Below are 11,551 nucleotides of genomic sequence, written 5' to 3'. Positions count from 1 at the left end.
TTGTCTTTATGTATTAGGTCGATCGGGCCGCGGCACATGCCGCGGCCCGTTGGCCAGATGGAAGAAAAATCATGCGTGAACTCGTGCTCCACTGCCTAGAGGCACAAGCCGAAGCTCTGTCGGACGCTTTGCTTGAGGCGGGCGTGCTGTCCGTGTCCGTCGAGGACGCCGACCTGGGCACCGAAGTCGAGCGCCCCTTGTTCGGCGAGCCGGGCACGGAACCCGACGTCCAGGCCTGGGACCGCAACCTTGTCGTCGCCTTGCTGCCCGATGGCGCCGATCCCACGCAGATCATGGAAGAAGCCGCCGCGGCGGGCGAACTGGACCCGGCCGTGTTTGCCGGCTGGAGCCTGCGCGACGTGCCCGATGCCGATTGGGTGCGTCTGACGCAGTCGCAGTTCGGTCCCATCCATATCGCCGAACGCCTCTGGATCGTGCCTAGCTGGCACCGCGACAACCCCGAGGTTCCCGGCCTCGATCCCGCCGCCATCCCCACGCAGGACGGCGCCATCCACATCGAGCTTGATCCTGGCCTGGCCTTCGGCACGGGCAGCCACCCCACGACGCACCTGTGCCTGGCGTGGCTGGAAGCGGAGCTGCCCGCGGGCGCCACCCTGCTCGACTACGGTTGCGGCTCCGGCATCCTGGCCATCGCGGCGCGCAAGCTGGGCGCGGGGCCCACCCAGGCGGTGGATATCGACGCCCAGGCGGTGCAGAGCACGCTCTTCAACGCCGAGGTCAACCGCGTCGAACTTCAAGCCATGTTGCCCGACGCCCTGGCGGACGGCACCTTCGAAGTGGTCGTCGCCAACATCCTGTCCAATCCGCTGAAAGTACTGGCGCCCATGCTGGCTGGCCGCGTCGCCGCGGGCGGCCATCTGGTGCTGTCCGGCGTGCTCGAACGCCAGGCCGAGGAAGTGGCCGCCGCCTACGCGCCCTGGATCGCCATGTCGGTCTGGCGCGCGCGCGATGGCTGGGTGTGCCTGCACGGCCAGAAAGCCTGAACGGCGCGACGGCAGGATCTCGCATCATGGCTCTGACCACCCGTTGCCCGCAGTGCGGCACCTCGTTCAAGGTGGTGCCCGACCAGCTCCGGGTCCGCAATGGCCTGGTGCGTTGCGGCGCCTGCTCGACCGTGTTCGACGGGCGAGCCTGCCTGCTTTCCGAACCGGGCGCGCCCGTCGCGCCGACGGCGCCGGCCAGCGCGCCGTTGCCATCCTCCGTCTCGGCAGCCGGCGCGCCCGTGCTGGCCGCACCCGCGCAGCCGCGCATGATCGCGCCCTGGGAGGACGAGCCCGTCGCGCCGCAAGCCCCGGCGGTTCCGCCCGCCGTGCTGCGCGGCCGCGACCACATCCGCCGGCGTGCCGAGCCCGATCCGGACCTTCCCGAACAAGACGCCGACGACGCCGATGATGGCGACGCGGGCGGCGACACTTTCTTCCGCGAGGCGGAACCGCGTCTGACGGCGCCCGTCGCGCCACCCGTCGCGCCGCCCGCGTTCCGGGACGAACCCCGGGCCGCGGGGCGGGGCAGCGAACCGGTCTTCGATTGGGCCGCCAGCCGCCAGCACGACGATGTGCGCGATACAGAGCGCGACGACGAATACCAAGGCGAAGACGAATTTGATCCGGCAGGCGCCCGCGAGCCGGTGCTGGGCGATGCCCGAACCCGCTATTCCAGCGCCACGGACGTCGGCCGGGCGCCGCCCGAGTTCCTGGATCAGGACCGGCAGGAACGCCGCAGCCTCTGGCGCAAGCTGTGGGGCTACGCGTGCCTGATCGGCCTGATCGTGTTCGGCTTGCAGCTGCTGTATGCGTATCGCACCGACATCGCCAATTCCGTGCCGGCGCTGCGGCCGGTTCTGGAAACCGTTTGCCAGCCGCTGGGATGCACGGTGGGCTACGCCCGCCGCCTGGAACGCATCGCGATTTCCTCGTCGTCCCTGCAGCCGCCGACGGGCGCGGCCGCGATCGACGACGGCCGCAGCCGGCTGGTGCTGAACCTGGTGCTGCGCAATCGCTACGATAAGCCGCAGCATTGGCCCGCGCTGGTGCTGGACCTGACCGACCTGTCGGACACCGTGGTCGTGCGCAAGGTGCTGATGCCCGAGAACTACCTGACGCCCGCGCAGCTTGCCGGCCCCTTCGGCCCGGCCGGCGAGCTCAAGATTTCAGTGCCCATTGAAGTGACCGGTGTCCAGGTCAATGGCTATCAACTCGATAAGTTTTTCCCGTAAAGGATGACAAGCATGGCAACTCCCGTTCTGGTTTGCGGCTCGATGGCGTTTGACACCATCGCGGTGTTCGAAGGGCGCTTCAAAGAGCATATTCTTGCCGATCGCATCCACTCGCTGAGCGTGTCGTTCCTGGTGCCCAGCATGCGCAAGGAATACGGCGGCTGCTCGGGCAACATCGCCTACAACATGAACCTGCTGGGCGGCCGGCCCGTGCCCGTCGCGACGGTGGGCGAGGACGCCGGCGAATACATGGAGCGCCTGTCCGCGCTGGGCATCGATGTCAGCCGCGTCAAGACCATTCCCAACACCTTCACGGCGCAGTGCTTCATCACCACAGACCTGGACGATAACCAGATCACGGCCTTCCACCCGGGCGCGATGTCGTTCGCGGCCGACAACGACCTGAGCGACGCCGACGCGGCCTGGGCCATCGTCGCGCCGGACGCCAAGGAAGGCATGTTCGCCCACGCGGAACGCCTGCACAAACGCGGCATCCCCTTCATCTTCGATCTGGGCCAGGCCATGCCGCTGTTCGACGGCGCCGACCTCGAACGCATGCTCAAGCTGGCCCAGGCGCTGACCGTCAACGACTACGAAGCGGGCGTGGTCGAACAGCGCACCGGCCGCAGCGTCGCCGATATCGCGAGCACCCTGCAAGCCGTGGTGGTGACGCGCGGCGCCGAAGGCGCAACCCTGCTCACGGGCGGCAAGAGCATCCAGATCGCCCCCGTGCGCGCCACCCAGGTGGTGGACCCGACCGGTTGCGGCGATGCGCAGCGCGGGGGCCTGCTTTATGGGCTGACCAGCGGCTGGGGCTGGGAAGATAGCTGCCGTCTGGGCAACGTCATGGGCGCGATCAAGATCGCCTCGCGCGGTCCGCAAAACCACGCGCCCACCCGCGCCGAGATCGACGCCGTGCTGCATGCCTCCTACGGCATTCATCTGCCCGCCTGAGCCACCGCATTCATTTGGGAACCGAGGCCCGTCGGACCGGTCGAACCAGCGTGAGATCTTCAATAAGCAACGGGCTGTAGCCCGTTGTTTCGCGGGGTGTTTGCAGGGTCTGGCGGTGCGTTTCAGTGTGTTGCTGGCGCGCTTGCCGGGGTATTCCCGCGGAGTATGATCAACAACCGTCGGCAGTGCCCGATCGAGGAGTCCAAATGAATCAAGCAAAGTCTTTTCCCCTGGTGACGCCGCGCACTGGCCGCTGGCTGGCCATCGCGGCTGTTGTGACGTCGATGGCTGTCCTGGGGGGCTGCGCAAACCACAGCGCATCTAGCGGTGTGTACAGTTTTGACCAGGCCCAGCGCGAGCAGATCGTCCGCACCGGCACGGTCACGGGCGTGCGTCCCATCGTCATCCAGACCGACAAGTCCAGCGGCGTCGGCATGGTCGCAGGCGGTGCCCTGGGCGGGGTGGCGGGTAACGCCATCGGCGGCGGCACGGGCCGCACCATCGCCACGGTAGGCGGCGTCATTCTGGGCGCTCTGGCCGGCAACGCCGTGGAAAACCGGACCGGCAGGAATTCCGGCCTTGAAATCACGGTGCGCCTCGACAACGGCGAAACCCGCGTCGTCGCCCAGGAAGCGGATGTGCCCGTCAGCGTGGGCCAGCGTGTCCAGGTCATCAGCGGCGCAGGCCCGACACGGGTCACGCCGATGTAAAAAAAAGCCCGCGCAAGCGGGCTTTTTTTTGGCCGGCCGCCCGGGCCCGTGCCGCGAGCCGATCGCTAAGGCACGAAGAACGAAGCGGGCAGGGCTTGCGCATACGTAAGAATCTGTCGCTCCGCCGCAACGCGCGCCCCGGGATTTACCCGCGGACGTTACGTTTCCCAGCGTTTTCTCGCCATTTCCCCGACAAGTTTCATGGCGGTCCGCACGCCGAAGTGCAATGATTGCGACGACGCCGGGTTACGGATTTAATGTAACCGAGTGCTTCTTGGCGTCCTTTCGAAAGCCGGGATTTTTCAGTTGGGTTTCAGCTTTTTTCTATATCCTCGACGTCCTGAATCCCGGGGCGGGGGATGTTTTGCCGACACGGCAACGTTACGCTGCACTATCTATGCATACCGAGCAAGAACTCCACACCAAGATCGGCGAGATCGTCGAGTCGATCGTCATGAAGAAAGTCACTCCCGACACGCAACTGATTGCCACCGGCCTGGTCGATTCGCTCGCCGCCGTGGATATCACGCTGGCGGTCGAGTCCGAGTACGGCTGCAGCATCCCGGCTCCTGAAATCGCTGAACATCTTCAGTCGGTCCGCGTGCTTGCCGGCTATGTCGCTGCCCATACTTCGTAATACCCGCTTGTTGTCTCACGTCGCGGCTGCCGCGACGGCGGTGGCTTTGGCGGTGGGCATGTATTGCGGCGCGGATGACCTGCTGAGCCGGGTCGCGAACCCCGCGTCGACGGCCGTGGCCGCCGACAAGAGCAACTACCTGCCCAACCTGGGGCCGGACTGGGGCACCCAGCACGTCAACCTGAACCGCCTGGGTAACGCCCTGAGCGACGGGACGCTGGTCGTGCTTGGCTCGTCGGAACTGTCCAGCCATGACCTGCGCTTCGTGCCTTACCGCTTCTTCCCGCAAGAGCTGAAGGTGCCCACGCTGGCGTATGGCCACGCGATGTTCCAGTCCTACGGCATTGTCAGCGTGCTGGAATCCGTGGCGGATTCGCTTACGCCGAATACGCGGCTGGTGATCATGGTGTCGCCCGCCTGGTTCGCGTCCGGCGGACAGTTGCCGCGCAGCGCGTTCGCCGAGCACGTGACGGGCCCGGTATGGGACCGCCTGTGGGACCAGCCCAGCACCCGCGAGCAGATGCAGACCTGGATCAGCGACAACGCCAACTGGGGCTTGCTGTGGCTCATCGCCAATGGCCAGGTCTCCGAACTGAAGGACAAGCTGGCGCTGTGGTGGCATGCGCGCGGGGAGCCGGCGCCCGACCGCCCACGCAGCAAGCTGTCCGTGCCCGCGCACCGTTTCGTGTCGTGGCCGCTGTCCGCCCGCCTGAATTCCGGGCAATGGGGGCGGCTGACCCATGAGGCGCGCGAGGTCGAGCGCGGCCTGGGGGGCAACAACCCCTACGACGTGCGGGACGACTACTACAAGCAATACCTGGCGCCGCTGTATTCGCCAGCCCGCAACGAATTCGCCGACGTCGACCCGATCACCCGCACCGAGCTGGGCGATCTCTCGCGCGTGATGGCTTTGCTGCAAAAGCGCAAGGTCAAGGCCTACTTCGTCATACAGCCGTTCAATCCCAAGCTGATCCTGGACGTCGAGCGTTTCGATCCGGTCGTGGATGCCATCACCGGCATGTGCGCCCGCTATCGGATGGGTTGCCTGGATCTCTACAGCATTCCCTTCGAGCCCGGCATGGTCCGCGACGACATGCACCTGGCCGAACTCGGCTGGGCGATGGCCGACCAAGGCATTGCGGAGTACTTTTCCCGATGAAATTCTTTAGAAACGACGCCTCGAAGGAGGCCGGTTCCGCCGACGGAACCGAAGCCCGCAAGGCGGGCATGCTCTGGGGGCGCCGGTTCCTGTGGCATTTGTGCCTGTATCTCGGGGTGATCTTGGTATTCGTGCTTCAGGCGCAGCCCACGACGGGCAGCGGCGGTCCGATCAAGGTCGAATTCCAATATCAACAGTTCTGAGCGCGGCATGGAATTGTTCGCAAGTCTGAGCTTTTTTGGCGGCGCCCTGTTCGGCGGCCTGGGCCTGTTGGCGTACCGCTCCGTCGGGATGCCGCTGCACATCGGCTACCGGCACATCATCGGCGTCATCTGCCTGGGCGTCTGGATGGCGGTGTTCTGGGCGCGTCCGTATCAGCCGATAGCGCTGCTGGCCATTTCGGGCAGCGCGCTGTGGGCGATGCGGCGCAACTACATCCCGACCTGGCTGGCCGTCATCATCACCATGACACCGCTGCTGCTGGTGAAGACTGGCGTGTCGCACCTGGGCGCGATGCTGGGCCTGTCGTTCGCCACCTTCCGCGCCATCGACGTGCTGTTGTTCGCCCCGCGCAACGAACGCGTGTCGCCGCTGGACTACTTCATCTATCTGTTCTTCCCGCTGACGCTGCTGGCCGGTCCCATGTACCGCTGGCGCGCGTTCCAGGCGGATCTGAAGCGCGGCTATGAAGGCGTGAACCTGAATACCTGGCTGACCGGCCTGGAACTCATCATGCTGGGCGTCATCCAGAAGTTCGGCCTGGCCGAGCTGATCTGGCGTTACGGCCTGGCGACGCTGGACGCGCACGACTACTCGTTCACCGGCGTGGCGCTGAACGCCTCGCTCTACAGCGCCTACCTGTTCTTCGACTTCGCGGGGTACTCCACGATGGCGATCGGCATCGGGATGCTGTTCGGCTTCACCCTGCCGATCAACTTCCGCAACCCCCTGGCCACCCTGAATCCGCAGGACTTCTGGCGGCGTTGGCACATCAGCCTGTCCGAATGGCTGCGCGACGTGGTGTTCATGCCGATCTACAAGGCATTGAGCAAAACCAAGTTCTTCGGGCGCCACCGCATGGCGGCGCAGAACATCGGCATATTCGCGACCCTGCTGGCCATGGGCGTATGGAACGGCCTGTCGCTGCATTACATCGTCAGCGGCCTGATGTTCGGTTCGTACTCGGTTGCCCACAACCTGCTGATCAACGCTTCGCGCACCCGGCCTGGCCTGCAAGCCCTGCTTGCGCGGCCTGTCATGCGTTTTCTCGGGCGCGTGCTCACCTTGATCCTGGCCGCGCTGGCGCTTTACGTGTTCAGCGGCCGCAGTCCCATCTGACGCCGGGAGTTTCGGCATGCGTTTCGACCTGAAGTCCTTCCAGTTCGTGGATTCCGAGCGTGCCCCCGGCGCGCTGGCCATCGCCGCCGCCGACCGCAGCCTGACCTGGGCGCAATTGCGCGCCGAGGCAGAGGCCTGGGCCGACGAGGCTCGCAAGCACGGGGCCGCGCCGGATGTGCCGGTCGCCATCTACGGCCACAAGGAAGCCTCGTTCTTTGTCGCCATGGTCGGCGCGCTGCTGATCGGCGCTCCGTTCGTCCCGGTGGACACCATCTATCCGCCGGAGCGCCTGCGCCGCATCGTGGAGATCGTCCGCGCGGCGGCCGTGTTTGACGCCGCGGCGGGCAGCTTCACGGCGGGCGAGGGAGCCACGCTGGCCGAGCGCGGCCTGGCTTACGTCATGTTCACCTCTGGCAGCACCGGCGATCCGAAAGGCGTGCAGATCGGACGCGAAAGCGTCGGCCTGCTGGGCGACTGGATGCTGGGCAGCTTCGGCCTGGGCGATGCGCCTGTGTTCATGAACCAGGCGCCGTTCAGCTTCGACTTGTCCATGTACGAGGTGTTCGCCACGCTGGCGTCCGGCGGTAGCTGCGTGCTCAATGCGCGTGAACAGATCGCGACGGCGGGTGCGTGGATCCCCCGCCTGGCCGGGCACGGCGTCACGGTGTGGGTATCCACGCCCTCGTTCGCGCACCAGCAGTTGGCAAACCGCGACTTCTCGCCCGGCGCGCTGCCGACGTTGCGCACGTTCCTGTTTTGCGGCGAGCCCCTGCCGGCGGCGTTGGCCAGGAAACTGCGCCAGCGCTTCCCCGACGCGGTCATCCTGAATACCTACGGCCCGACCGAGGCCACGGTCGCCACCACCTGGATCGAGGTGACGGACGCGGTGCTGGCGGCGCATGATCCGCTGCCCGTGGGGCACGCCAAGCCGGACAGCGTGCTGCTGGTGGACGAGGGCGAAATCTGTATCGTCGGCGATCACGTCATGCGCGGTTATCTGAACCGCGCCGACCTGAACGAGGCCAAGCTCTACACCTATGCCGACGGACGCCGTGCCTTTCGCACCGGCGATCTTGGGCTGATGGAGGAGGGGGGGCTGCTGTTCTGCCGAGGGCGGATGGATGACCAGATCAAGCTGAACGGCTACCGCATCGAACTAGCCGAAATCGACGAGGCCCTGCACAGCCTGCCGGGCGTGGAAGGCAGCGCCTGCGCCGTGCTGCGCCGGCCCGATGGCACGGCCGTGCGCCTGATAGGCTTCGTGGCGGGGATTGGCGCGGGGGGCCAGGAGGCCGCCTTGTTGGCGCCGGATGCGCTGGCGGGTTGGAAAGAGCGGCTGGCCGAACGCCTGCCGCCCTATATGGTGCCTTCCGAGCTGGTTGCCTGCCCGGCGCTGCCCATGTCCAACAATCACAAGATCGATCGCAAGAAGCTGATCGACATCTACACCGCCATTCCGGTGTAAGGCGGGGCGTTGCCCCGCCCGGTGCCTCACACGCCCATCATGCCGTAGCTCAGGCGGGCCAGGACCATCAAAAGAACCTGGGCCACGATCAGCAGCACCAGCGGCGAGAAGTCGATCGTCGTGCGCGGCAGGATGCGGCGGATAGGGTCGAGCATCGGCGCGGTCAGCGATTGCAGCAGCGGCATCATGGGAGCCGTCGGGTTGACCCAGGACAGCACCGCCTGGATCAGCGTCAGCCACACCACCAGGTTCAGGGCCCATTTGGCGGTCATGATCAATGCCGATCCCATTGCGGCGGGCAGGAGCGCGGCGGGAATCAGTGCGCCGATCGCCACCAGCCAGACCAGCACCAGGTAGATCAGGGCGGCAAGCCATGCGGCGACCAGGCTGGTCCAATCGATCTTGTTGCCTGCGGGGATGATCTTGCGCAACGGTATCACCAGCCAGTTGGTGGCCTGATAGATCGCGCGCGCCAGGGGATTGAAGGCGTGCAGCCGTATTGCGTGCATCCAGGCGCGGGCAATCAGCGCCGCGCCAAACAGCGTGAACACGATTTCGAGAAGGAAGCGGAAGATTTCACCGAGCATGGATGCGATCACCCCAAAAAAGAGGAGTCAATTGTCGCACGCTCAAGGGTAAAAATAGCTTGGAGGTTTGCTGTCGATGGGACAGTGCTCAGCCGTCAGGATGACCGGCGCAAAAAAGCCGCCCGGCCAAGGCCAGGCGGCTCTGGTGAAGCTAACGCTTCGTACCGTCCTGATTAGGGACGGCCACCCGTCGGGAACGGCCACGACGCAGCGGGATTCAGCGCGGTCTTCGCGCCCGGGGCAGCGGCCGTGGTCGGCGGCGTTGCGGGCTTCTTCGGAGCGGCTTTCTTCGCGGCAGGCTTCTTCGCAGCAGCAGGCTTCTTGGCGGCAGCAGCCGGCTTTGCGGCGGCAGGCTTCTTGGCGGCGGGAGCCTTCTTGGCAGCCGGGGCCTTCTTGGCTACGGCCTTCTTGGCAACCGCTTTCTTGGCGGCAGGCGCCTTCTTGGCAACGGCCTTCTTGGCGGCGGGAGCCTTCTTGGCTACAGCCTTCTTGGCAACGGCCTTCTTGGCAACCGCTTTCTTGGCGGCGGGAGCCTTCTTGGCTACAGCCTTCTTGGCAACGGCCTTCTTGGCTACCGCTTTCTTGGCGACAACCTTCTTGGCGACGGCCTTCTTGGCTACGGCTTTCTTGGCTACCGCCTTCTTGGCGACAACCTTCTTGGCTACTGCCTTCTTGGCGACGGCCTTCTTGGCTACCGCTTTCTTGGCGACGACCTTCTTGGCTGCCGGCTTCTTGGCGGCAACCTTCTTCACTGCCGGCTTCTTGGCTGCAGCGACTTTCTTGACGGCTACCTTCTTGACGGCAGCTTTCTTGGCCGGGGCGGCCTTCTTCGCTACTGCCTTCTTGGCGGCGGGCTTCTTCACCGCTGCTTTCTTTACGGCTTTCTTGGCTGTTGCCATGGTCATGCTCCTTAGGTTCAGGGGTCCCAGAACTTAAACCCGTGCCCCGGTTCGCCAACAAGGCGAGCCGTGCCCGGGCTATTCATCGGCGCATGCCGCTGTTCTGTGCGAGCAACAGCTACTACGGTTTGCGCTAATGAATTCGGCACAGCCATTTGATATGGCCCCCGCTCCTTTGGCGCGAGCCATTTCAAATGGCGCCGGTAGGCAGTCTGATCACAGACCGCCGACCGCTTGTTCTACGTGTTCGAAAACACCCTGACCGGGGAGACCGTCATCAAGCCTGTCGCGAACGCGACGCTCATTCTATAGAGAGAGAGCGTGCCCGCGCCGGGCTTGATGACGAACTGCGTTACTCCCAGCTCAGCGTGCCACCGGTTTGGTATTCGATCACGCGAGTTTCAAAAAAGTTGCGTTCCTTTTTAAGGTCGATCATTTCCGCCATCCACGGGAAGGGATTTTCTTCCTGCGGGTACAGAGGTTCGATACCGATTTGCTGGCAACGACGGTTGGCGATGAAGCGCAGGTAGGATTTGAACATAGGTGCGTTCAAGCCCAACACGCCGCGCGGCATCGTGTCTTCGGCGTAAGCGTATTCGAGTTCGACCGCTTTGCGGAAGAGTTCTCGAATTTCTTCGCGAAATTCCGGCGTCCACAGATGCGGATTTTCCAGTTTGACGGTGTTGATCAGATCGATGCCGAAGTTGCAGTGCATGGACTCATCGCGAAGGATGTACATGTACTGCTCTGCAGCGCCGGTCATCTTGTTCTGGCGGCCAAGCGCCAGGATCTGCGTGAAGCCAACGTAGAAGAACAGGCCTTCCATGAGGCAAGCGAAGACGATCAGCGACTTCAGCAGCGTCTGGTCGGCTTCGGGCGTGCCCGTCTTGAAGTTGGGGTCCGCGATCGCGTCGATGAACGGGATCAGGAACTCGTCTTTGGCGCGGATGGACGGAACTTCGTTGTAAGCGTTGAAGATCTCGGCTTCGTCCAGGTCCAGGCTTTCGACGATGTATTGATAGGCGTGCGTGTGGATGGCTTCTTCGAATGCCTGGCGCAGCAGGAACTGGCGGCATTCAGGCGCCGTGATGTGGCGGTAGGTGCCCAGCACGATGTTGTTCGCGGCCAGCGAGTCGGCCGTGACGAAGAAACCCAGGTTGCGCTTGACGATGCGGCGCTCGTCCTCGGTGAGCCCGTTCGGGTTCTTCCAGAGGGCGATGTCGCGCGACATGTTGATCTCTTGCGGCATCCAGTGGTTGGCGCAAGTCGCCAGGTACTTTTCCCAAGCCCACTTGTACTTGAAGGGCACAAGCTGGTTGACGTCCGTCTGGCCGTTGATGATGCGCTTGTCGGCAACCTTGACGCGCTGCGAGGTGGCTGCACCGCTGGCGGCCAGGCCGGCCGCGTGTTCAGGCGCGGCAGGCGTGGGCATGGCGGTGTCGCCGAATACACCGGTCGCCGCCCGGACTTCGGGCGCAGCCTGCCCACCCGCCGCGGGTGCGGGGGATTGTGCAGGTTGCGTTGCGATGGTGTCGTCTTCCCAATTAATCATGATTCATTCTCCGG

The 11,551-nt window shown here is 64.8% G+C and carries 12 protein-coding genes; 9 read left to right on the top strand and 3 right to left on the bottom strand.

The genetic code is table 11. From position 1 onward, the window contains the following. Window positions 1-71: 71 nt before the first annotated feature. From prmA to ASE30_RS25240, 9 genes are all read left to right on the top strand, one after another. Window positions 72-1,004, top strand: coding sequence for a 50S ribosomal protein L11 methyltransferase (prmA, locus tag ASE30_RS25280; protein ID WP_057287005.1), 933 nt, complete (start codon window positions 72-74; stop codon window positions 1,002-1,004). Between the two features lie 26 nt (window positions 1,005-1,030). After that, window positions 1,031-2,236: a DUF3426 domain-containing protein gene (locus ASE30_RS25275; protein ID WP_057287004.1), complete on the top strand. Its 1,206-nt coding sequence runs from the start codon at window positions 1,031-1,033 to the stop codon at window positions 2,234-2,236. Between the two features lie 12 nt (window positions 2,237-2,248). Beyond that, on the top strand, window positions 2,249-3,190 hold the full coding sequence (locus ASE30_RS25270; RefSeq protein WP_057287003.1) for a carbohydrate kinase family protein: 942 nt from the start codon (window positions 2,249-2,251) through the stop codon (window positions 3,188-3,190). A 206-nt stretch (window positions 3,191-3,396) separates the two neighbouring features. Continuing rightward, window positions 3,397-3,900, top strand: a complete 504-nt coding sequence (locus tag ASE30_RS25265) for a glycine zipper 2TM domain-containing protein (protein WP_057287002.1) — start codon at window positions 3,397-3,399, stop codon at window positions 3,898-3,900. A gap of 397 nt (window positions 3,901-4,297) precedes the next feature. After that, window positions 4,298-4,537 carry an acyl carrier protein gene (locus tag ASE30_RS25260; RefSeq protein WP_008159625.1) on the top strand — a complete coding sequence of 80 codons (240 nt, stop codon included), beginning with the start codon at window positions 4,298-4,300 and terminating at the stop codon, window positions 4,535-4,537. Beyond that, window positions 4,515-5,696 (top strand): D-alanyl-lipoteichoic acid biosynthesis protein DltD, encoded by a 1,182-nt coding sequence (locus tag ASE30_RS25255; protein WP_057287001.1) that lies wholly within the window; start codon window positions 4,515-4,517, stop codon window positions 5,694-5,696. The genes ASE30_RS25260 and ASE30_RS25255 overlap by 23 nt, the downstream gene beginning before the upstream one ends. Beyond that, window positions 5,693-5,899 (top strand): hypothetical protein, encoded by a 207-nt coding sequence (locus ASE30_RS25250; RefSeq protein ID WP_057287000.1) that lies wholly within the window; start codon window positions 5,693-5,695, stop codon window positions 5,897-5,899. The genes ASE30_RS25255 and ASE30_RS25250 overlap by 4 nt, the downstream gene beginning before the upstream one ends. 7 nt (window positions 5,900-5,906) lie before the next feature. Then, window positions 5,907-7,034, top strand: a complete 1,128-nt coding sequence (locus tag ASE30_RS25245) for an MBOAT family O-acyltransferase (protein ID WP_057286999.1) — start codon at window positions 5,907-5,909, stop codon at window positions 7,032-7,034. Window positions 7,035-7,050: 16 nt separating this feature from the next. Then, window positions 7,051-8,499: a D-alanine--poly(phosphoribitol) ligase gene (locus tag ASE30_RS25240; protein WP_057286998.1), complete on the top strand. Its 1,449-nt coding sequence runs from the start codon at window positions 7,051-7,053 to the stop codon at window positions 8,497-8,499. 26 nt (window positions 8,500-8,525) lie between these two features. Here the strand turns inward: ASE30_RS25240 and ASE30_RS25235 are convergent, their stop codons facing one another. The 3 genes from ASE30_RS25235 to ASE30_RS25225 form a co-directional block, all read right to left on the bottom strand. Continuing rightward, complete coding sequence (locus ASE30_RS25235; protein WP_057287069.1) at window positions 8,526-9,086, bottom strand: YggT family protein; 561 nt, start codon at window positions 9,084-9,086, stop codon at window positions 8,526-8,528. A gap of 173 nt (window positions 9,087-9,259) precedes the next feature. Beyond that, window positions 9,260-9,985: a histone H1-like DNA-binding protein gene (locus ASE30_RS25230; protein ID WP_057286997.1), complete on the bottom strand. Its 726-nt coding sequence runs from the start codon at window positions 9,983-9,985 to the stop codon at window positions 9,260-9,262. 352 nt (window positions 9,986-10,337) lie between these two features. After that, a complete protein-coding gene (locus ASE30_RS25225) occupies window positions 10,338-11,537 on the bottom strand; it encodes a ribonucleotide-diphosphate reductase subunit beta (protein ID WP_057286996.1) in 1,200 nt (399 codons plus the stop codon). Between the last annotated feature and the right edge of the window lie 14 nt (window positions 11,538-11,551).

Origin of the sequence: Achromobacter sp. Root83, from assembly GCF_001428845.1 — a bacterium.
Classification (GTDB): domain Bacteria; phylum Pseudomonadota; class Gammaproteobacteria; order Burkholderiales; family Burkholderiaceae_B; genus Achromobacter.
Note: the sequence above shows the minus strand (reverse complement) of the source record. Positions and strands in the feature narration are given on the sequence as shown.